The sequence below is a fragment of the Streptomyces sp. OR43 genome, from assembly GCF_008042275.1.
Taxonomy (GTDB): Bacteria; Actinomycetota; Actinomycetes; order Streptomycetales; family Streptomycetaceae; genus Streptomyces.
Genome location: NZ_RDBK01000043.1, coordinates 506053 through 527336, shown reverse-complemented (window position 1 = coordinate 527336; position 21284 = coordinate 506053). Strand labels below are relative to the sequence as shown.

Annotated in this window: 19 protein-coding genes and 1 tRNA gene; 10 read left to right on the top strand and 10 right to left on the bottom strand. The window is 69.9% G+C overall.

What is annotated here, in order from left to right; all coding sequences use genetic code 11:
* Nucleotides 1-123: 123 nt before the first annotated feature.
* The 4 genes from EAO72_RS20710 to EAO72_RS20695 all read left to right on the top strand — a co-directional run bounded on the left by EAO72_RS20710 (nt 124) and on the right by EAO72_RS20695 (nt 4921).
* Complete coding sequence (locus tag EAO72_RS20710; RefSeq protein ID WP_148018818.1) at nt 124-1122, top strand: carbohydrate ABC transporter permease; 999 nt, start codon at nt 124-126, stop codon at nt 1120-1122.
* A gap of 15 nt (nt 1123-1137) precedes the next feature.
* On the top strand, nt 1138-2058 hold the full coding sequence (locus EAO72_RS20705) for a carbohydrate ABC transporter permease (protein ID WP_148018817.1): 921 nt from the start codon (nt 1138-1140) through the stop codon (nt 2056-2058).
* Between the two features lie 121 nt (nt 2059-2179).
* Complete coding sequence (locus EAO72_RS20700) at nt 2180-3640, top strand: GH1 family beta-glucosidase (RefSeq protein WP_148018816.1); 1461 nt, start codon at nt 2180-2182, stop codon at nt 3638-3640.
* Nucleotides 3641-3889: 249 nt separating this feature from the next.
* A complete protein-coding gene (locus tag EAO72_RS20695; protein ID WP_148018815.1) occupies nt 3890-4921 on the top strand; it encodes a LacI family DNA-binding transcriptional regulator in 1032 nt (343 codons plus the stop codon).
* Between the two features lie 79 nt (nt 4922-5000).
* On the opposite strand, the gene EAO72_RS20690 is transcribed toward EAO72_RS20695, so the two are convergent.
* Nucleotides 5001-5372 (bottom strand): winged helix-turn-helix transcriptional regulator, encoded by a 372-nt coding sequence (locus tag EAO72_RS20690; protein ID WP_148018814.1) that lies wholly within the window; start codon nt 5370-5372, stop codon nt 5001-5003.
* Nucleotides 5373-5466: 94 nt separating this feature from the next.
* On the opposite strand from EAO72_RS20690, the gene EAO72_RS20685 reads away from it, so the two are divergent.
* Nucleotides 5467-6306 (top strand): SDR family oxidoreductase, encoded by an 840-nt coding sequence (locus tag EAO72_RS20685; protein ID WP_148018813.1) that lies wholly within the window; start codon nt 5467-5469, stop codon nt 6304-6306.
* 792 nt (nt 6307-7098) lie between these two features.
* Here the strand turns inward: EAO72_RS20685 and EAO72_RS20675 are convergent.
* The 3 genes from EAO72_RS20675 to EAO72_RS20665 all read right to left on the bottom strand — a co-directional run bounded on the left by EAO72_RS20675 (nt 7099) and on the right by EAO72_RS20665 (nt 9213).
* Nucleotides 7099-7545 carry a hypothetical protein gene (locus tag EAO72_RS20675; protein ID WP_187285155.1) on the bottom strand — a complete coding sequence of 149 codons (447 nt, stop codon included), beginning with the start codon at nt 7543-7545 and terminating at the stop codon, nt 7099-7101.
* A gap of 87 nt (nt 7546-7632) precedes the next feature.
* On the bottom strand, nt 7633-8469 hold the full coding sequence (locus EAO72_RS20670) for a helix-turn-helix domain-containing protein (protein WP_148018811.1): 837 nt from the start codon (nt 8467-8469) through the stop codon (nt 7633-7635).
* A 9-nt stretch (nt 8470-8478) separates the two neighbouring features.
* Nucleotides 8479-9213, bottom strand: coding sequence for a DUF6879 family protein (locus EAO72_RS20665; RefSeq protein WP_148018810.1), 735 nt, complete (start codon nt 9211-9213; stop codon nt 8479-8481).
* A 394-nt stretch (nt 9214-9607) separates the two neighbouring features.
* Between EAO72_RS20665 and EAO72_RS20660 the strand changes: the two genes are divergently transcribed.
* The 4 genes from EAO72_RS20660 (at nt 9608) to EAO72_RS20645 (ending at nt 13446) form a co-directional block, all read left to right on the top strand.
* Nucleotides 9608-9940 carry a helix-turn-helix domain-containing protein gene (locus EAO72_RS20660; RefSeq protein WP_148018809.1) on the top strand — a complete coding sequence of 111 codons (333 nt, stop codon included), beginning with the start codon at nt 9608-9610 and terminating at the stop codon, nt 9938-9940.
* A gap of 494 nt (nt 9941-10434) precedes the next feature.
* Nucleotides 10435-11682 carry a cell wall protein gene (locus tag EAO72_RS42090; RefSeq protein ID WP_187285154.1) on the top strand — a complete coding sequence of 416 codons (1248 nt, stop codon included), beginning with the start codon at nt 10435-10437 and terminating at the stop codon, nt 11680-11682.
* Between the two features lie 206 nt (nt 11683-11888).
* Nucleotides 11889-12479 (top strand): winged helix-turn-helix domain-containing protein, encoded by a 591-nt coding sequence (locus EAO72_RS20650; RefSeq protein ID WP_148018807.1) that lies wholly within the window; start codon nt 11889-11891, stop codon nt 12477-12479.
* A complete protein-coding gene (locus tag EAO72_RS20645; RefSeq protein WP_148018806.1) occupies nt 12463-13446 on the top strand; it encodes an MBL fold metallo-hydrolase in 984 nt (327 codons plus the stop codon). Before EAO72_RS20650 ends, EAO72_RS20645 begins: the two co-directional genes overlap by 17 nt.
* Nucleotides 13447-13450: 4 nt before the next feature.
* Here EAO72_RS20645 and EAO72_RS20640 read toward each other — a convergent pair whose 3' ends face one another.
* The 5 genes from EAO72_RS20640 to EAO72_RS20620 all read right to left on the bottom strand — a co-directional run bounded on the left by EAO72_RS20640 (nt 13451) and on the right by EAO72_RS20620 (nt 17895).
* Nucleotides 13451-15001 carry an FMN-binding glutamate synthase family protein gene (locus EAO72_RS20640; RefSeq protein ID WP_148018805.1) on the bottom strand — a complete coding sequence of 517 codons (1551 nt, stop codon included), beginning with the start codon at nt 14999-15001 and terminating at the stop codon, nt 13451-13453.
* A gap of 140 nt (nt 15002-15141) precedes the next feature.
* A tRNA-His gene (locus EAO72_RS20635) sits at nt 15142-15214 on the bottom strand.
* Between the two features lie 126 nt (nt 15215-15340).
* Entirely contained in the window at nt 15341-15943 is a 603-nt protein-coding gene (gene orn / locus EAO72_RS20630; protein ID WP_148018804.1) for an oligoribonuclease, read from the bottom strand.
* A gap of 10 nt (nt 15944-15953) precedes the next feature.
* On the bottom strand, nt 15954-17210 hold the full coding sequence (locus tag EAO72_RS20625) for a helix-turn-helix domain-containing protein (protein WP_148018803.1): 1257 nt from the start codon (nt 17208-17210) through the stop codon (nt 15954-15956).
* A 391-nt stretch (nt 17211-17601) separates the two neighbouring features.
* Complete coding sequence (locus EAO72_RS20620; protein ID WP_187285153.1) at nt 17602-17895, bottom strand: hypothetical protein; 294 nt, start codon at nt 17893-17895, stop codon at nt 17602-17604.
* 379 nt (nt 17896-18274) lie between these two features.
* On the opposite strand from EAO72_RS20620, the gene EAO72_RS20615 reads away from it, so the two are divergent.
* The gene (locus EAO72_RS20615) at nt 18275-18796 is read left to right on the top strand and encodes a universal stress protein (protein ID WP_148018802.1); all 522 of its coding nucleotides are present in this window, start codon (nt 18275-18277) and stop codon (nt 18794-18796) included.
* Between the two features lie 637 nt (nt 18797-19433).
* On the opposite strand, the gene glmS is transcribed toward EAO72_RS20615, so the two are convergent.
* A complete protein-coding gene (glmS, locus tag EAO72_RS20610; protein WP_148018801.1) occupies nt 19434-21263 on the bottom strand; it encodes a glutamine--fructose-6-phosphate transaminase (isomerizing) in 1830 nt (609 codons plus the stop codon).
* Nucleotides 21264-21284: the final 21 nt, after the last annotated feature.

Genomic DNA, 21284 nt, shown 5'->3' with positions numbered 1-21284 from the left:
CCGCCATGAGGTCACTCCGGCGCTTTGCGATCGACCGCACCGGCTGCCCGAGCAGGTCCGTCGGAAGTGGGACAACAGCCTCCACCCGGGTAACCCAAGCAATCCAGGGAAGGAATATCGCCCGTGGCCACCTCGTCTCCCACCCGGGATGTATACGCCCCGCCGCCCCCCGGCTCCCAGCGGAAGCCGGTCAGCACCCGCCGGCAGACCTGGCGCAGCCGCCTCTGGCGGTTCGACGACAAGGCATCGCCGTACGCCTACATAGCCCCGTTCTTCCTCGTCTTCGGGGCCTTCGGGCTCTACCCGCTGATCTACACCGGCTGGATCGCCCTGCACCGGGTGGAGATGACCGGCCTGGACCAGATGGAGTGGGTCGGCTGGGAGAACTTCGACAAGATCCTGCACGACTCGGAGTTCTGGACGGCCGTCAGCAACACCTTCCTGATCGGTGTCATGTCGACGGTCCCGCAGCTGCTCGTGGCCCTGGGCCTGGCGCACTTGCTGAACTACAAGCTCCGTGCCAGCACCTTCTGGCGGACGGTCATCCTCACCCCGTACGCCACCTCGGTGGCCTCCGCGGCCCTCGTCTTCGCCCTGGTCTTCCGGGCCGACGGCGGTCTGCTGAACTGGGCGCTGGAGTTCGTCGGCCTGGGTGACACGAACTGGGCCAACGGCCACTGGACGTCCAAGATCGCCATCTCCGTCATCGTGATCTGGCGCTGGACCGGCTACAACACCCTGATCTACCTTGCCGCGATGCAGGCCGTCCCGTCCGATCTGTACGAGGCCGCCTCGCTCGACGGAGCCTCGCGCTGGCAGCAGTTCCTCAAGGTGACGATCCCCTCGCTGCGGCCCACGATCCTGTTCACGATCGTCATCTCGACCATCGGTTCCATGCAGCTGTTCGGCGAGCCCCTGCTGCTGGAGGGCGGCACCCTCGGCGCGATCGGCGGCAACGAGAACCAGTACGAGACCCTCAGCATCTACCTCTACAACTACGGCTGGAACCTGGGGCATCTCGGTCCGGCCGCCGCAGTGGCCTGGGCGATGCTCGCCCTCCTGCTGATCATCGCCGCGGTCAACTGGCTCATCGGCCGCTTCGTACGCAAATCCGCGGTCTGACCGGGAGCGATATCCATGACCATCACCAGCCCCACCAAAGTCCCGGGCTCCGTCATCCCGGCGCGCACCGCGCACCGTGCGCCGAAGCGCGCGAGCCGTTTCAAGCCCGGTGCCGGGCAGCAGCTGAAAGGCGGTCCCTTCGCCTACATCGCGCTGACCGTCGTCGGAATCGGCTCGCTGCTGCCGCTGTACTGGACCCTGGTGGCCGCGTCCCACACCCAGGACGAGGTACTGGCCTCCACGCCTCCGTTCCTGCCCGGCGACCGGCTGTTCCACAACCTCGACGCCGCCTGGAACCAGGCCCACCTGGGCAAGGCGATCCTCAACAGCTTCATCGTCTCCAGCTGCATCACGCTGGCGACGCTCTTCTTCTGCACCCTGGCCGGCTACGCGTTCGCCAAGATGCGCTTCCGCGGTCGCGGCGCGCTGATGACCGGAGTCATCGCGACCCTGACGATCCCGCCGCAGCTCAGCGTCGTCCCGCTGTTCATGATGATGTCCGACCTCGGCTGGAGCGGAAGCCTGGAGTCGGTGATCTTCCCGACCCTGGTCAGCGCGTTCGGCGTGTTCTTCATGCGGCAGTACCTGACCGAGGCCCTGCCCTACGAGCTGATCGAGGCCGCCAAGATCGACGGTGCGAGCAACTTCCGCATCGTGCGCAGCGTCGTGCTCCCGGTGGCCCGCCCCGCGATGATGGTGCTCGGCATGCTCACCTTCGTCCAGGCGTGGAACGACTTCTTCTGGCCCTACCTCGCGCTGAACCAGCAGAACCCCACCCTCCAGGTCGCTCTCGGCCAGCTGAAGGCCTCCTACACCCCCGACGAGAGCATCGTGATGGCCGGCGGACTGATCAGCACGCTGCCGCTGCTCGTGGTGTTCGTCGTCTTCGGCAAGCAGATCGTCGGCGGCATCATGTCCGGTGCCGTCAAGGGCTGACCTCGCGCAGCCCCGCCGTCTTTCCCGGCAGCCCCGCACGGCCCGCGCCCGCCCCGCGGACCGTACGGGCTCCGGAGTTCCACTTCCGCCCCTGTCCGCCCACCCCTGGGAGCGCTCCCGCATGACTGCCGTACGACCCGACATCGCCCCGAAGCAGGCGCCCGAGGCCACGCAATTCCCGACGGGCTTCGTCTGGGGAGCGGCCACCGCCGCCTACCAGGTCGAGGGCGCCGCCGCCGAGGACGGCCGCACCCCCTCCATCTGGGACACCTTCAGCCACACCCCTGGCAAGGTCCACAACGGTGACACCGGTGACATCGCCGCCGATCACTACCACCGCTTCCGCGACGACGTGGCGCTGATGAAGCAGCTGGGGCTGAAGGCATACCGCTTCTCCATCTCCTGGTCCCGGGTGCAGCCCACCGGCCGCGGTCCCGCCGTCGAGCGCGGTCTGGACTTCTACCGCAAGCTCGTCGACGAACTCCTCGAGGCGGACATCGCCCCCGTCGCGACCCTCTACCACTGGGACCTGCCCCAGGAGCTGGAGGACGCCGGCGGCTGGCCCCAGCGGGTCACCACCGACCGGTTCGCCGACTACGCCGCCATCATGGCGGGCGCGCTCGGCGACCGGGTCGCGACCTGGACCACGTTCAACGAGCCGTGGTGCTCGGCCTTCCTCGGATACGGCTCCGGTGTGCACGCCCCCGGCCGCACCGAGCCCGCCGCAGCCCTGCGGGCGGCCCATCACCTCAACCTCGCCCATGGCCGGGCGATCGAGGTTCTGCGCGATCAACTCCCCGCCGGCGCGCAGACCTCGGTCACCCTCAACCTCCACCAGGTCCGCCCGCTGACCGCGAGCGCGGCCGACGCGGACGCCGCCCGCCGGATCGACGCGGTCGGCAACCGGATCTTCACCGGTCCGATGCTGCGCGGCGAGTACCCCGAGGACCTGCTCGCCGACACCGCGCACCTGGTGGACTGGTCGAAGCTGGTCCAGGACGGCGACCTGGCCGCCATCTCGCGCCCGGTCGACGTCCTCGGCGTCAACTACTACACGCCGACGCTGGTTTCGCTTCCGGAGAAGGGCGAGAGCGGCTCTGGCAACGATGTCCACGGCGCCAGCGAGTTCTCCCCGTGGCCCGGTTCCGAGCACGTCGCCTTCCACCTCGCCGAGGGGAAGGAGCGCACCGCGATGAACTGGTCGATCGACCCCGACGGCCTCTACAACCTGCTCATGGACGTCACCCGTGACCACCCCGGTCTGCCGCTGATGGTCACGGAGAACGGCGCCGCCTTCGACGACTACGTCTCTCCCGAGGGCCGGGTGGAGGACCCCGAGCGGATCGCCTACCTGCACGGCCACCTCGACGCCGTGCAGCGTGCGGTGGCCGACGGCGCGGACGTCCGCGGCTACTTCCTGTGGTCGCTGATGGACAACTTCGAGTGGGCGTACGGCTATTCGAAGCGCTTCGGAACCGTGTACGTCGACTACGGCTCCCAGCGCCGCATCCCCAAGGCGAGTGCCCACTGGTACTCCGATGTGATCCGGCGTCACGCCCTGCCGCCGGCGGGCCTCTCCTGATCCTTTTCCGATCCTCGCGCCACCTCTGAGACCCGGCCCCGTGCCGGGTCTCAGTCGTGTGCGCGGCCGATTCCCCCGTCCACCCCCGCCACCTGCGTGGGCCCGTTGACCACGCGCGTAGAGTGGGAGCGCTCCCACGAATTGGCCCGTGGAACGGCGGGCCGGTCCCGTCGAGTGTCAAGGGAGCCAACACCAGGACTTGGTTTGGTTATCCGACTGTGAGAAATTGACCGCGAACGGGAGGCAGCCATGACGGCAGCGCGAGTACGGAGCGGGGGCCGGCCCACGCTCGAAGAGGTCGCGGCACGGGCAGGGGTGGGGCGCGGCACCGCCTCGCGGGTCATCAACGGTTCCCCACGGGTCAGCGCGCACACGCGCGAGGCGGTGGAGGCGGCCGTCGCCGAGCTCGGGTACGTACCCAACCGGGCGGCCCGCGCCCTGGCCGGAAACCGGACGGACGCCATCGCGCTCGTCGTTCCCGAGTCGGAGAGCCGCTTCTTCGGGGAGCCCTACTTCTCCGACATCGTCCGCGGCGTGGGCGCGGCCCTCGCCGACACGGAGATGCAGTTGCTGCTCACGCTCGTCGGCAGCGACCGGGAACGCCGAAGACTCGCCCAGTACCTGACCGCGCACCGCGTGGACGGCGTCCTGCTGGTCTCCGTGCACGCCGACGACCCGCTGCCCGATCTGCTGGAACAGCTCGGCATGCCCGCCGTCATGAACGGCCGCAGGTCCGCCACGGAGCCGCTGCCCTCGGTCGACTCGGACAACTTCGAGGGTGCCCGCGGGGCCGTCGAGCACCTCGTCTCCCGGGGCCGCCGCTCCATCGCGACCATCACCGGCCGGCTGGACGTCTACGCCTCCCAGCGGCGCCTCGACGGCTACCGCCAGGCCCTCGCCGACGCGGGCCACGAACCCGACGAGCGGCTGATCGCCCCGGCCGACTTCTCCGAGGAGGGCGGTGTCCGGGCCATGCGCGAACTGCTCGCCCGCCGCCCGGACGTGGACGCGGTCTTCGCCGCGTCCGACCTGATGGCCGCGGGCGCCCGCCAGGTGCTGCGCGAGGCCGGCCGGCGTATCCCGGACGACGTGGCCCTCATCGGCTTCGACGACTCGGCCGTGGCGCGCCACATGGACCCGGCGCTGACGAGCGTGCGCCAGCCGATCGAGGAGATGGGCCGTGCGATGACCCGGGTACTCCTGGAGCAGATCGCGGGCGAGAGCGCGGAGCGCCCGCAGATCGTGCTGCCGACGGAGCTGGTGGTGCGGGACTCGTCGTGACGGCGGGCGCGGGGTTCGCCGTGAGCGGGCGCGGGGTGGTGCGGTACCGCACCACCCCGCGCCCGTGCCGTATCCCGCGCTATCCCGTAGCGCCCGGCGTCAGCCGCTGCGTGACCAGGTCGAACAGGGCTGTCAGCGGCTCGCCGACGTCCCGGCCGAACCCGGTCAGCCCGTAGGTGACCTGGGGCGGCGTCGTCGGCTCGACCTCTCTCCAGACCAGGCCGTCCTCCACCAGTGCGCGCAGCGTCTGGGCGAGCATCTTCTCGCTGATGCCCTTGATGCTCTCGCGCAGCTCGTAGAACCGGAGGTTGTTGCCGCGCAGCGAGATCAGCACCCAGACACCCCACCTGCTGGTCACGTGGTCGATCACGTTCCGCGCGGGGCAGTCGGTGTGAAACACGTCATACGACGTCCCTGCCTCGCCCTGCCTGTCCTGCACGCTTCCCGTCATGGCATGAGCTTACTCAAAGGTATGTCCTTACCAAAAGTTAGTCCGCGCTCCTAGCGTGCGGGGCAACAGAGGGCAACCCACAAGGGAGCAGATCATGATCGTCGTAACCGGGGCTACGGGAAACATCGGCCGGCCGTTGACGCAGGCACTGGCCGATGCGGGCCGGCAGGTGACGGCCGTGTCACGGCACCCGGCGGAGGTGCCGGACGGCGTCCGTCACGTGGTGGCCGACCTGGCCGAACCTGCCGGTCTCAAGCCCGCGCTGGACGGGGCGGAGGCACTGTTCCTGCTGCTCTCAGGCGACCTGCACGCCGCCGGAGCCAGTCCCGCCGACATCATCGGCGAGGCCGCGGCCGCCGGGGTCCGGCGGGTCGTCCTGCTCTCCACGCTCGGCGTGGTGACCAGGCCCTTCGGCCAAACGCGGATCGCGATGCGCGAGCTGGAGGACGTGCTGCGGGAGTCCGGCCCGGAGTGGTCCATCCTGCGGCCGGGCGGCTTCGCCTCCAACGCCCTGTGGTGGGCCGAGTCCGTCCGCACGCAGCGGCTCGTGGCCGCGCCGTTCGGGGATGTCGGGGTGCCGGTCGTCGACCCGGCGGACATCGCCGCCGTCGCGGCGGCCTGCCTGCTGGACGACCGGCACGTCGGCGCCGCCTACGAGCTGACCGGTCCGGAGGTGATCACCCCCCGCGGGCAGACGGAGGCCCTCGCCGCCGCACTGGGCACGCCGGTGACGTTCCACGAACTCACCCGCGCCGAGGCCCATGCCGCCATGAGCCGGAGCATGCCGGGGGAGCTCGCCGACGACACCCTGGACATCATCGGTTCCCCGAGCCCGGCCGAGCTGGCCATCAGCCCGGACGTCGAGCGGATCCTCGGCCGCCCCGCGCACACCTTCGCCGACTGGGCCGCCCGCCACGTCGCCGCGTTCCGCTGAGCCCGGCCGACGCCGCCGGAACGGCCCCTCGCGCTCGCCGTTCCGCGCGGCCGGCCGGCGGGGGCCCGACCGTAGGGGGCGGCGAGACCGGTGTCCGGCGGTTCTCGACCCGGGCACCGGGAACATGGCAGCCGCCAACCCCGGCCGGGCCGACGGCCCGTTCACAGGGGCGGGCCGAGGCCGGACGGGGCGCACCCGCGCCCCGCGCCCCGTACACCGTCCCGCAGCCGGCTCAAGGCCGCTCCGGAGGGAGGCGGGTGGCGTCGAGCTCTCGACGGAACCGCTGCCTGTGCGCGGTGCGGGGCAGGCAGTCCGGAGCCTGCGGCGGGTGGGCGTGGAAGTCCTGCCGGGCTGCTGACATCGAGTCGCCGACGGCGACCACGACGTACGCGCCCGTGATTACCCGATCGCAGTCGACGCAGATCATGGCCGTACCGCCTGCCGGCGGTCGTGCCTCCACTGCCGCCCCAGACGCAGACCTTCCGGGCACAGCCCAGGGCCGCACAGATCACACACGTACGTGTGGCCCACCCACGCCCTGTATGTCTCCTCACTCCGGGGTCGGGGCCGCTTTATCTTGCTGGGGGTGTGAGTCACCGGGTGCCTCCTTCGGGCAGGGCCGACAGCGTCGGGGAAAGATGAATACGGACGAGCCCTCGTACTCCGGTCGGGCCCCGAGGTTGACGGCTGTCTTGGCTGTCAGCTCGGCTGAACACCACACGCAGTTGGTGCCACGCAGCTGCTGGGCAGACAGTGACGCGACGGGCGGCAGCGGTTCCGTCAGGGGCGGGCTCAACGGAACGCCCCCGCCCGCAGCCGGCGACCCGGCCGGAACGCGGCGCCCAGCGCGGCGGGGTCGGTGAGCCGTCCGGAGCCGGCCGGTTTCTCCAGCCATCCCAGGCCGTCCACATACCGTTCGGCCGGCGGACAGCGGAGCGACCGGCCGGACGCGTGCACCGTCAGGAAATCAGCGCCCGCCAGCTCCTCCACGGACCCGCACGGGACAAGCCACCATGCGAGGTCCGCCGACGGATGGACGAGCACCGGACCGAGCCGGTCCGGGCCGATGCGCTGCATCGCGTCGACCGATCGGCGCACGTCTGCTTCGACGGCCGTCCACAGTCGGCCCGAGTGCAGTCGGGCGAGTTCTCCGGCAGCCCATGCCCGGTGTGTTCTCACCGGGTCGGGGGAGGAGAGCGCCAGCCATTCCGATCCCGGAGTACGTGTCCGTGAGGCCATGACCTGCACGTTAGGGAGTCACGCGAATATGAGTCTCCGCTGATTCTCGAAAATTCTCCGGCACACCTTGGTGATTCCCGGCAATGCTCACGGGTGCACGATCTGGGCCCGCGCCCTGCTGATCAGTCGATGTGCCGTCGACCCGTACACCGCCGACGCGTTGAGTGCGTCCCACACCCGCTGATAGACGGTCAGCGTCGGCTCGTCGTCCAGCCACAGCTCCGCGTGCCAGTCCTCGACGATGGCCAGCCGGTCGTCGTACATCCAGAATCCAGGGCCGGGCGGCACCGCGACCTGGGCGCCGAACGGGACGATCCCGAGCCTCACTGTGTCCAGCCCGATCACACCGGCCAGCCGGTCGAGCTGCGCGGCAAGGACTGCGGGCGGACACACTCCGGCGTGGAGCGCGGCCTCCCACATCAGGATGTGGAACGTCCGGCCCGGCTGGTACAGCAGATCCTGCCGACGCATCCGGGACCGAACCGCCTCGTCTATGTCCCGTGGTGAGCGGTGGAGTTCAGCGAACCGCGCGAACAGGGCACGGGCGTAGTCCGGGGTCTGGAGCAACCCGACGACCATGGAGCTCTGCCAGGCGCGTAGCTCGGTCGACCGCTCGTACTCGACCATGAGGGCGTCCTGCACCGGCTTGTGTCCGGCCCGCAACTGCCTGCGCCACGAGCGTGTATGGGACTCCAGCCCTTCCAGCCGAGCCTGGAGCTCCCCGGCGACTGCAGGGTGCCCGGTCGCCTCCGCCCAGTCCTTGAGGTCCGTCGGCGTGGCCGTCTGCCGGCCCGTCTCCAGCTTGGACACCTTCGACTGCGGCCAGCCCAGGCGGGCCGCGAGGTCCCGGCCGGTGACCTCGGCGCGCAGTTCCCGTAGCCGCGCGCCGAGAGACACCCTGGCCTGCTGATAGTCCGTGCTCACGTATCGAAGCTACCTCCGCGGCTGGTCGTACGGGGAGGCGTGGTGCCAAGCGGCCTCGCGGACCTGCGCATATCGCAGGACCTCCACCGGGTTGGTGATCAGTTCGACGCCGGTCATCCGGTCCTCATCGTCGAAGACCAGCAGAGCCACGACTCGGCTGTCGAAGACCCAGAAGTCCTCGGCCGGCAACCTCAACTCCTCTGACGTTGCCCGGGGCAGAGTGCGGATGTCCTCTCCGACTGCCGTGTTCCGCCGCGCGTTGTCGAGGAGGTACAGCTGCCCCGGCGTGGGTGGCTCGTCCAGGATCCTCACCCTCTCGAACCTGACCCCGAGTTCCGACCGCTCCCGGCGGTTGGTGCACCATTCGTCGTCCAGGTCCCAGCTCACGGTCCGGCCCGCAGTGAACTCACGGTAGGTGTCGGTCTCCTCGTCGGAGGCGTACCGACGACGGGTCTCCAGACGCCAAGCGGAATGCTTCACCTTGGCGAACATTGCGCCGAAGTCTTCGAAGCTGATCAGCTGCGGCACGTGCACCGGCTCCTTCGGCCCGAAGTTGGCGAGCAATTCACGGGGCACGGTAACCGCGCCCTCGTCGGAGGTGAGGTTGTCCAGTTGGGTGAGTTCGCCGGGGTCGGTGACGCGGTCGCCCTGGACCACGTACCGGTCTGTTCCGGGGACCTCGTACAAGGTCGGGCAGCCGTCGTTGCCAGAGTTGGTGCCGACCTTGCGCAGGTATCGGGTCATCGAAGCCTCCTGGGTAGGGGTGCCGCGCACCGTACCCAGACAAGCCTGGGTGCAACAGTGCGTAGAGAGCTGGCTGCCGGGTGTCACGCGCACCCTTGCGGTTGGGCCGCGTGCTGTTGCTCCCGGCCGCGCGGCGGGTCCGACGGGTGGAAGGATGGTGCATGGCGAGTCTTCTGCTGGGAGCAGGGGTCTGGCTGGTCCCGGCTTGGTGTGTCATGCCTTGTCGGGGTGTCGGGCCCGGTGTGTCGTCACCGGCCCGGTTCCTATGGCCCCGACTCGGTGTGTCGCCACCAGGTCGGGGCTTTGTTGCACGACAGAGCGGGCTGTCTTGGCGCCAACGTATGGCATGACATACGCTTGGTCAACCGGGACGCGCCCATGAAGGGATGCGGGCGTGACCGACGACGTGAGCAAGGTGGCGAAGCGGGTATTTGACGCCTTGTCGGAGCTGGAGGGAATCGAGGATCCGACCGAAAGGGCGGCAGCCATCAGTCAAGTCCTCGCGGACCACAGCGCGCGAGCGCCCCGTCTGCGGGAGCTGCGCCGTGAAGCGGTTCTCGCGTTGCGTGCCGAGAAGGTGTCCTACCGAAAGATCGCCGCTCGGCTGGGGGTCTCGCTCGGCACGGTGCAGGACATCGAGCGAGGTCACGGCGGCGCGTGGGGGACGAAGGCACGCAAAAAGGCTGTCACTGAGGGCTCAGTCGACGACGAGTCCCCGGTGCAGTAGGAAGACGGCCGAGCGGTCTTGACCACCGCCCGGCCGAAGCGCACAAGATCCCTGAGAGAGAAAGGCGCTCCGATGAGCGTATCGAACATGCCCGCTTACGGTGACAGTCGGATCGTCACCCCGCTGATCGGTGAACCGACTCTCAGCTGCGAGAAGGATTCGTCTCGGATCGCCCGGCCATCGCCCACGCGGTGACCACTCCCGCACTATCGAATGAGGCCCCTCCCGCCCGGCCGGGCTCCCCTGGGCCCCGCCGATGCTGCGGTCAGGCCGGCCCGCGTAGCGCAAGTCTGCTGATCGCTCCCCGCTGACTCTGCGGCCCGCGCGGCCGCCCCCTCACCCCACGGACTGTGATGCGCCATCCCACCGGCGCGGCTTCGTGCTGCGCTTCTCCGTCATGCCCGGATCCAGCATGGACCCCCGTCCCCGGCGCCCTTCAGGAGCTTGAGGCCACGGCGTCCCGGCATGCGCAGCCGCGGGCGTGGCTGCGTGCTGTGGAGTGGCTCGTCGAGGCGCGCCTGCACCGGGGGGCGGGGGCGACGACCCTGGTTGTCGCGCGGGATCTGGCCGGGCGGATGGATTACCGGCTGGGCTTCGTGCTGTACGACCTGGAGCGCACCGCGGCCCGGTGCGGGGTGTCGGCGGCGACGGTGAAGCGCCATGTCCGGGTCCTGCGGGAGCTGGGCGCGCTGGTGTGGCGGCGGCACGGATCGAAGCGGAACCTGCGGTTACCCGGCCGGTCGTACGCGGGTACGGCGACGATCTACGCCGCGACGATCCCGCCCCTGTACGACGAGGTGATGGGGTATCGGCTGGAGGGTGTCGGGTACGGGGCGCGGGTGGTCGGGGTGACGGACCCGGGTCGGGCCCGTGCCGTGGACGCGTTCCGTACGGCAGGCCACCCTGTGGATAACTCGGATGTGGATAGGCCCAGTTCAGGCGGGCGTGCACCCCATTCTCCCGGGTCCGGCCACGACGTGCCCAAGGTTGATCCGAGTGGGAGGTTGAACGACACCTCGCGCGAGCGCGCGACGTCCGCGACCGCGTCAACTCTCCGGGGTCCAAGGGGCAGGGGTGGTGGGAAAGGCCCGGCGGCCGGGCGCGGTCGGAGAGACCGGAGCCCCAGGCCATCGAAAAGCGGCAACCGCCCGCCGTCACGGCACCCACTCCAGGTCGCCCGGGACATCGCCCTCGCCCGGCAGGTGCGCCCGCTGGTTGCCTGGACTCAGTCGGAGGCGTTGCGCCGGTTGGCGTTCGCGCTGCGCCCGCTGGTCGACCGCGGCCTCGGCGCTCACGACATCGCGGCCGAGCTGCACGGCCTCGCCCTCGACTGGAGGCCGGCCCGTCCGGCGGCGTACATCACGGCGGCCCTGAACCGTGACGGGCAGTCCGACGGGGCCGATCGGCAGGTGGCGCACGGACACGCCGCTGCGTCCCCGTCGGCGGCGTTCTCCCGGGCTGTGGTGGACGTACGGGAATCGTCGGCCGAGGCAGCTGGGGGCGTCGCGCTGGTGGATGCTGACGGCCCGTCGCCGGGAGTCGACGGGCTGACGCGAGAGGAGGTCATCGAGCTTCGCTCTGCCGCCGTAGTCGATCCGGGCCTGATCCTTGTCGCCCTTGAGAACCTCGGCGAGCGTGACACTCGCCGCCTGTACACGAACCGGCTCGTCGACCGCGTGCTGGCCGGGTCGGGCGGAGCATCACCTGCGGGCGCGGGCGCGGGCGCGGGCGCGTGTACGTGAGGCAACCCGTGTGTCTCCTGAGCGGTCAGTCCTTCCGGATTCGGCAATCAGTCGCAAGGTCCAGGACTGCCGTCGGCACTTCGTGCAGGCTGCCTCCGGCAAGGAGTGACGGGCCGCTGGAGGTCGCGCCATGGCGATGCGCCGCCGATCACGAATATGCCAAAGAACCCTTTGGCATCCTCATATCCCAAAGTACTCTTTGGGATATGAGGATCAGTGACCCGAAGGCAATCAGGGCGTTGGCCCACCCGCTCCGGCTCGATCTGCTGGAGCTACTGACCGCGGCCGGGCCCGCGACAGCCGCCCACTGCGGCCGGGTGCTTGAGGTCTCGCAGGCCAGCTGCTCCTTCCATCTGCGCCAACTCGCCAAGTACGGCTTCGTGGAGGATGCCGGTCCGGGCCGCGACCGGCGAGAACGGGCCTGGCAGGTCCCCGAACCGAGGCGGGAGATGCGGATCGCCGTCGATGACAGTCCGGACGTCGGGCCGGCGCTGGAGCGGATCGTCGTCGAACGGGAGACCCGGGCCATCCTCGACCACGTGGGGCGCCGGGACGCCGGGAGTGTGAGCTGGCGGCAGAAGGCAGGCGTCATGGTCACGGCGGTGGCCCTGCTCTCCGCCGACGAGGCCGCCGAGCTCAGAGAACAGTGGAAGGCCCTTCTCGCGCCGTACGTCGCGCGGACCGAGAAGGACAGCGCAGATCGTTTGCCCGGGCAGCGTCACGTCCGGTACTTCATGGCGGGCACGCCGCTACCAGCATTCGAATCGGGGGACAGTGGGCATGAACCGGAGCACTGACGGCTTGATCGACTTCGCGGCCGGGACACCGGCCGAGGGATCCCTCGATGTCGCCTGGATCCACGGCACGGCGGACGAACCAAGGATCCAAGTCCATCACTACGACGAGCACACGGTCATCCTCCGCCAGAGCAAACGGACCAACTACGAGGCCCCGTTTCTCTTTCTGCTGTTCGGCAACGAGCGGGCCTTGCTCCTGGACACCGGCGCCACCGCCGACCCGGAACTGTTCCCGCTGCGCACGACCGTCGACCGGCTGATCACCGAGTGGCTGGACGGGCATCCGCGCGAACAGTACGGCCTGGTGGTCGCGCACACCCATGGGCATGGCGATCACGTGGCCGCAGACGCCCAGTTCGACGACCGTCCCGAGACCACCGTGGTCGCCCGGGAGGAGGAGGCTGTCCGCTCCTTCTTCGGTTTCGGAGACCGCTGGCCGACTGGGGCCGTCACCTTCGACCTCGGCGGGAGGGTACTGGACGTCCTCGGTTCGCCCGGCCACCACAGGAGCGCCATCACCGTCCACGACCCGTGGACCGGCATCATGTTCACCGGGGACACGGTCCTGCCCGGCCGGTTGTACGCATTCGACTTCACCGCGTTCCGCGCCACTCTGGCTCGCCTGGTCGACTTCGCCGAGGCGCACACGGTGGTCCACGTGCTCGGCTGCCACGTCGAGATGGCGAGCGAACCGGGCCGCGACTACCCCCTCGGCGCCACCTACCAGCCCGACGAGCGCGCGCTCCGGTTCGCTGCGGCTGATCTCGCGGCCGTCCGGGATGCCGCCGAGGCCGTTACCGGCCGACGCGGCATCCACCGGTTCGACGACTTCGTCATCTACAACGAGCCCCGCCCGGTCGACCAGCTCCGTCTGATGGCCCGGGGGCTGGCCCACAAGCTCCGCTCGGCACTCACGCGGCGCCGCCGGACGGGCGTGAGCCTCGGGTCAGGCACCGGCCACCGGTAACTCGTCACACGTCAGTACCGGCCTCATGGACAGGGGCAGGTGCGGCGGTGAGGAGCGCGGTGATCTCCTGGGCGAGCTCCGGGCCGAGCTCGCCCCAGCCGTCCTTGTAGCCGTAGACGCTCGCCAGGGTGCGGGCGTCGTAGTCACCGTTCATGATCTCGATGTCGGCGGTCGTGATGAGCGCCGGGTGGGCGACGCCGACAGCGCCCGAGATCTTCAGCAGTTCCTTGCGCAGGGTGCGCAGGTAGACGGCGGCGCGCGTGGCCTTCGAGGGCGCGTCGACGCCGCGCACCAGCCACGGGTCCTGGGTGGCGATGCCGGTGGGGCACTTGTCGGTGTGGCATTTCTGCGCCTGGATGCAGCCGATGGACAGCATCGCCTCGCGGGCGACGTTGATCATGTCGGCGCCCAGGGCGAACGCGACGACGGCGTTCTCGGGCAGACCGAGCTTGCCCGAACCGATGAAGGTGATGTCGTCCGTCAGACCCCGCTCGGCGAACGCGCCGTAGACGCGGGAGAAGCCCATCCGGAACGGCAGCGACACCGAGTCGGAGAAAATGAGAGGGGCCGCCCCGGTGCCGCCCTCGCCTCCGTCGACGGTCACGAAGTCGACCCCGCGATCACCCCGCGCCATCAGAGTGGCCAGCTCCTCCCAGAAGCTCATCTCCCCGACGGCGCTCTTGATCCCGACCGGCAGACCGGTCGCGGTGGCGAGCAGCTCTACGAAGTCGAGCATCGAGTCGACGTCGTGGAACGCGGTGTGCCGAGAGGGTGAGGCGCAGTCCTCGCCGACCGGGATGCCGCGGATCCCGGCGATCTCGGGGGTCACCTTCGCGCCCGGCAGCAGCCCGCCGAGCCCCGGCTTCGCGCCCTGCGAGAGCTTGATCTCTATCGCCTTGACCGGGGCGCCCGCGACTATGTCCTTGAGCTTGTCGAGGCTGAAGGTGCCGTCCTCGTTGCGGCAGCCGAAGTACGACGTCCCGATCTGGAGGACGAGGTCCCCGCCGTTGCGGTGGTACGGCGAGAGTCCGCCCTCACCCGTGTTCTGCATCGCGCCGGCCAGCGCCGCGCCCTTGTTGAGCGCGGTGACGGCCGGGCCGGACAGCGATCCGAAGCTCATCGCCGAGATGTTCACGACGCTCGCGGGCCGGAACGCCTTGGCGCGCCCGCGCGGGCCGCCCAGCACCTTGGCCGAGGGCAGCGGGCTCTGCGGGTCATGCAGATCGGGCAGCGCGCCGGCGAACGTCCGCTGCTTCACGTACGCGTGCCCTTGCACGTGCTCGACGTCCACGTCGGTTCCGAACCCGAAGTAGTTGTTCTCCGCCTTCGCCGACGCGTAGATCCAGGTGCGCTGGTCACGGCTGAACGGGCGCTCCTCCTCGTTGGACGTCACGACGTACTGCCGCAGCTCCGGCCCGATCGTCTCCAGCAGGTACCGGGCATGTCCGATCACGGGGAAGTTTCTGAGCAGGGCGTGCTTCTTCTGGACGAGGTCGCGGGCAGCCACCAGGGCCAGTGCCGCGGCGGCGGCCGCACCTATGCTCCGAGCGCGCATGAAACGTTCCTCTCGTCGACTGCTCGATACCCGACTCCACCGCTGCGCGGCGGGCGGAAGGGGGAAGGGACGCGGGGGGACGCGTCTCGCACATGAGAAAGGGCCGATCCGCGAAAGCGGATCGGCCCTTCATCAATCAGGGTGAGTAACGGGACTCGAACCCGCGACATCCTGGACCACAACCAGGTGCTCTACCGTCTGAGCTATACCCACCATGTCCGGGCGTTTCCGACCGGCCGAGAAAAAGTGTACAGGGTCCGGGAGGGTGCTCGCGCCCCCGTTTCCCCGCCGCCGGTCCCGGCCCCCGAAAGGGCCGTGACCAGCGGCTTTCGGAAGGTCCTAGGCCGAGGGCTGCGACAGGCGCGCGGCGATCGACTTGGCGCGCTCCGAGTCGGGGCCCGGCTGCGGGACGAAGACCGCCTCGCGGTAGTACCGCATCTCCGTGATCGAGTCGCGGATGTCGGCGAGCGCCCGATGGTTGCCGTTCTTGGGCGGACTGTTGAAATACGCCCTCGGGTACCAGCGGCGGGCCAGCTCCTTGACCGAGGAGACATCGACGATCCGGTAGTGGAGGTAGCCCTCCAGCGACGGCATGTCCCGCGACAGGAAGCCGCGGTCCGTGCCGACCGTGTTCCCGCAGAGCGGCGCCTTGCCGGGCTCCTTCACATGCTCGCGGATGTAGGCCAGGACCCGTTCCTCGGCGTCGGCCAGGGTGGTGCCCGCGGCCAGCTCGTCGAGGAGGCCCGAGGCGGTGTGCATCTGCCGCACCACCTCGGGCATGGTCTCCAGCGCCGCGTCCGGCGGACGGATCACGATGTCCACCCCTTCGCCGAGCACGTTCAACTCCGAGTCGGTGACCAGTGCGGCCACCTCGATGAGTGCGTCTTCCGTCAACGAGAGCCCGGTCATCTCGCAGTCGATCCACACCATGCGGTCGTTCATGCGCCCCACCCTACGGGGCGCTCCGCTGTCCCGGCAGGGCCGGGCGGCCCGCAGCGTACGCCTCGGGGCCCGGTTTCCCGTGCTCCCCGCGGCCCCCGTCCACGACGGACGGGGACGGACCCGACGGTCCCGGCGGGCCGGCCGCGGACGGACCCGCCTGGGCCGGCAGCGGGGCGCGACGGCTCACCGGGCTGCCCTGGGAGGGCACCACCGGTTCGGCCGCCGTGACGACCTGCTCCGGGCCACCGCCCTGCGGACGACGGGCCCGGTAGGCGGCCCGGTACGCGGCGGGGGAGGAACCCAGCTGGCGCCGGAAGTGTCCGCGCAGCGCGACCGGCGAGCGGAAGCCGCAGCGGCCCGCGACCTCGTCGACCGAGTAGTCGGACGTCTCCAGCAGGCGCTGCGCCTGCAGCACCCGCTGAGTGATCAGCCACTGGAGCGGTGCGCTGCCCGTGAGCGAGCGGAACCTCCGGTCGAAGGTCCGTCTGCTCATATAGGCGCGCGCGGCCAGCGTCTCCACGTCGAACTGCTCGTGCAGATGCTCCAGCGCCCAGGCCACGACCTCCGCGAGCGGGTCGGAGCCGATTTCTTCCGGTAAAGACCTGTCGAGGTAGCGCTCCTGACCGCCACTGCGCCGCGGCGGCACGACGAGCCGGCGCGCCAGTGCCCCGGCGGCCTCCGTGCCGTGGTCCGAGCGGACGATGTGGAGACAGAGATCGATCCCGGCCGCCGTGCCGGCGGACGTGAGCACATCGCCGTCGTCGACGAAGAGCTCGCGCGGATCGACGTGCACCGACGGGTAGCGCTTGGCCAGCGTCGGTGCGTACATCCAGTGCGTGGTGGCCGGGCGGCCGTCCAGCAGCCCGGCGGCGGCGAGCACGAAGGCTCCCGTGCACAACCCCACGATGCGTGCGCCCTCTTCGTGGGCGCGGCGCAGCGCGTCGAGCGCCTCCACGGGCGGCGGTGAGGTGATCGACCGCCAGGCGGGCACCACGACGGTGCCTGCCCTGCTGATCGCCTCCAGCCCGTAGGGCGCGGTCAGTTCGAGTCCCCCCGTGGTGCGCAGCGGTCCCTCTTCGCCGCTGCACACGAGCAACCGATAACGCGGAACTCCCGCGTCCTGGCGGTCGATCCCGAACACCGAGAGCGGAATGGAGCTCTCGAAGATGGGGCCACCGCTGAACAGCAGCACGGCGACGACCTCACGGCGTCGACGCCCGCTCAGCTTCCGTACAGCCTCCGTTGCGGTGGCGGAGTCCTGGCTCATGACGCTAAGCCCCCCTCGGTGTTCGCGTCTTCCTGGTCCTTACGGGCCTGTCGCACCTGCACATGTCCCCTCGGTCGTGCACGAGTCCCCAGCCTTCGACACCCAAGATCGAATCTACTGCGTCCCGTGGTGCCGTCGTGACAAGTTCACCAACCGGCTTTATGTCGACAAGGCAACCTGGCGGGAAGCATTCGATCACGAAGCGTTTCACTCGTGAGTCGTGCAGGGAAGTGCGCCTGGCGTTCATGGCCCGTCCCCATGGGGTGGAAGCGTACCGCTTGGTCTCTTCCTGCCTGCTGGCAAGGGGGTTGATCGGCCATTTCGACAAGGATTCGACTGAGTCCTGAAGTTGGCTGAAAATATACGGTCGCGTGTGCGGGAATCAGTCGTTCTACCGGCGCACGACCCGCGGGGTGCGGTCACTCCTGTGCGCCCCCTCGGTCGGGCGGGAGGCCGGACCGGAGCGTTCGCGGGCGGCCGTGCGGGCGGACCGGCGGAGCAGGACCCGGCAGGCCACGGTGATCGCGGCCAGGCCGAGGGCGACGGCCGCGGCGCCGCCGGCGGAGTCGCCGTGGGCCAGGAGGACGGCCGGTACGAGCAGGCAGCCGAATACCGCCCAGCGGACGACATCGGTCGCCGGCTGCGCGGCGGGTTCCGGATGCGTGGGCGGGACGGGTGCGGGCACGTGATGCTCCCCGGGGGTTCGGTCGGCGTTCCGGTCGGTACGGAACGGCCGGCGGACCCCCGCGGCAGGCCTGCGGGGGCACGGACACGTGGCTAACGGACCGGGCCCCACCCGGTCACCGGCCCGTCACCGATTGCGGCCGTCCGGGGCCCTGTGGCGTCGGTGTACCGCGCAACCGGCATTGCCATACAGGGCAGGTCTCGGGCATGCTCCGTGGAACGTCGCACGCGCTTTGCGCGGGTCTGGGCAGTGGAGGAGTGGCGCCGTACCCTTGGGGGTAAGGGGTTGGGAAGATGATTCCCGGACACCGCAACACCGCCCGCTGACGCAGCTTCCCCACGTCGCTCTCCTCACGAGGACTCTCTTCGCCGAGACACCGATGGCCGGTCACGAAATCCCCGAACCCGCGGACCGCAAGCAGGTAGCCGACCCCCGGTCGGACCAGCAGGCGGCCGAAGACGCACGCCATGCGTGCGATCCCGCCTTCCGGCACGGTGTCGTCGTCGGTTTCGACGGCTCGACCTCCAGTGAGCGGGCCCTCGCCTATGCCATCGGCATGGCCCGGAGAACGGGCTCCGGCCTGATCATCGTCCATGTCGCCAACCGGCTGCCGACCACCGTCTGGGCGGGCTGCGAGCCCCCCGTCTTCGTCGACGTCCCCGATCACCGCACCGAGGTCCTCGGTCTGGAGCTCGCCTGCGCGGACTACCTCTCCGAGGTGCCGTGGGTGCTCGTCGAGCGGGGCGGGGACATCTGCCACGAGCTGGAGGAGGTCGGCCGGGAGTACTCGGCCGACGCGATCGTCGTCGGGTCCACCCACGGGATCGTCGGCCGGATCTTCGGTTCGGTGGCGGGCCGGCTGGCGCGCCGCGCGCAGCGCCCGGTCGTCGTCATCCCGTAAGGCCGCCGTCTCGTCACGCTGTCCCACAGCGCTGTCGCGTAAGGCCTTCTCGTAGCGCTGTCCCGTAGCGCTGTCGTGTAAAGCCGTCTCGTACCGCTGTCACGAAGGGCCTCCCACGGCGTTCTCCCGTGGCCGTCCCGTCGGGCCGGTTCGGGCTGCCTGTTGTCCCTTGCCTTCAGCGCCTGTTCCGCCCGCTCCTGCGTCAGCCGGGAGCGGGCGGTCTGTTTTGGGTCCCTTCCGCGTCCGTCCTGATCCGACCTCGGCCAACGGCCGGTCTCTTTCCGTCCGGAGAGGGTCGGCATGGCGTCAACTCGACTACGGAAACAGCGGAAAAAACGAAGCTACCGGTCCGTAGATGAGGATTGCGTGTGTGTGAAGGACGCATAAGCGTCAGGGGGGAACAGCACGATCGCATGCACGGGGGGTCGGCGGCGACCCTCTGTTCCGCCCGGATTCGAGGAGGGTTCCGCGGTGGTCCGAGGCGTCACTGCGGCAAACACCGGCGACCGGGCCCGGCCATCTCGCCCCGGGGTTCGCACTGTTGGCATTCGGGATCACCCGCCCGCACGCGGGAGCGGCCCGGCACCCACAGGACGTGGGTACCGGGCCGCGCTCGTGTGTACGTGCGGGGGTGCGACTACTCGACCGTGACGGACTTCGCCAGGTTGCGCGGCTTGTCGATGTCCCGGCCCATGGCCAGCGCCGTGTGGTAGGCGAGGAGTTGGAGCGGGATGCCCATCAGGATCGGGTCCAGCTCGTTCTCGTTCTTCGGGACGAGGATCGTGTGGTCGGCCTTCTCCTGCTCACGGTGGGCCACGGCGAGGATGCGGCCGCTGCGGGCCTTGATCTCCTCCAGGGCCGCACGGTTCTTCTCCAGAAGGTCGTCGTCCGGGACGATCGCGACCGTGGGGAGCGCCGGCTCGATGAGCGCGAGCGGGCCGTGCTTCAGCTCCGAGGCGGGGTAGGCCTCGGCGTGGATGTACGAGATCTCCTTGAGCTTCAGGGAGGCCTCCAGCGCGACGGGGTAGCCCCGGACGCGGCCGATGAACATCATCGACTGCGCGCCCGCGTACTCCTCGGCGAGCTTCTTGATCTCGTCCTCCGACTCGAGGATCTGACCGATCTGCTCGGGCAGCTTGCGCAGCCCCTCGATGATCCGCTTCCCGTCGGCGACCGACAGGTCGCGGATGCGGCCCAGGTGCAGGGCGAGCAGTGCGAAGGCGACCACGGTGTTGGTGAAGCACTTGGTGGAGACGACGCAGACCTCGGGGCCGGCGTGGACGTACATGCCGCCGTCGGCCTCGCGGGCGATCGCCGAGCCGACGACGTTCACGACGCCGAGGACCCGGGCGCCCTTGCGCTTGAGCTCCTGGACCGCGGCCAGCACGTCGTACGTCTCGCCGGACTGGGAGACCGCGACGTACAGGGTGTCGGGGTCCACGACCGGGTTGCGGTAGCGGAACTCGGACGCGGGCTCGGCGTCGGCGGGGATGCGGGCCAGCTCCTCGATGAGGCCGGCGCCGATCATGCCCGCGTGGTACGAGGTGCCGCAGCCCAGGATCTTGATCCTGCGGACCCCGCGGGCCTCGCGGGCGTCCAGGTTCAGGCCGCCCAGGTGCACGGTGGAGAAGCGGTCGTCGATGCGGCCGCGCAGCACGCGGTCCACGGCGTCGGCCTGCTCGGAGATCTCCTTGTGCATGTACGTGTCGTGGCCGCCCATGTCGTACGACTCGGCCTCCCACTCCACCGTGGTGGGCGTGGCCGTCGTGGTCGAGCCCTCGGTCGTGTACGTACGGAAGTCGTCGGCCTTCAGGGTGGCCATCTCGCCGTCGTCCAGCGTGACGATCTGGCGGGTGTGCGTGACCAGGGCGGCGACGTCGGAGGCGACGAACATCTCCTTCTCGCCGATACCGAGCACGACCGGCGAGCCGTTGCGGGCGACGACGATGCGGTCGTTGAAGTCGGCGTGCATGACGGCGATGCCGTACGTGCCCTCGACGGACTTCAGCGCCTCGCGGACCTTCTCCTCCAGCGTGACGGCCTGCGAGCGGGCGATCAGGTGGACCAGCACCTCGGTGTCGGTCTCGGAGAGGAAGACGACGCCGTCGGCGACGAGCTTTGCGCGCAGCTCGGAGGCGTTGTCGATGATGCCGTTGTGGACGACGGCGACCTTGTTGTCGGCGTCCATGTGGGGGTGGGCGTTCTCGTCGCTCGGGGCGCCGTGGGTGGCCCAGCGGGTGTGGGCGATGCCGGTGGTGCCGGTGAAGCGCTTGGGCACCCGGGACTCCAGCTCGCGGACCCGGCCCTTGGCCTTGACCATCTTCAGCGCGGCGGGCTTGCCGGCCGCCGGCTTGCCGGTGATGACGATGCCCGCGGAGTCGTAACCCCGGTACTCCAGCCGCTGCAGGCCCTCCAGCAACAGCGGGGCCACATCACGCTTTCCGATATAACCGACGATTCCACACATAGAGCCTCTGCCCTCCATCGA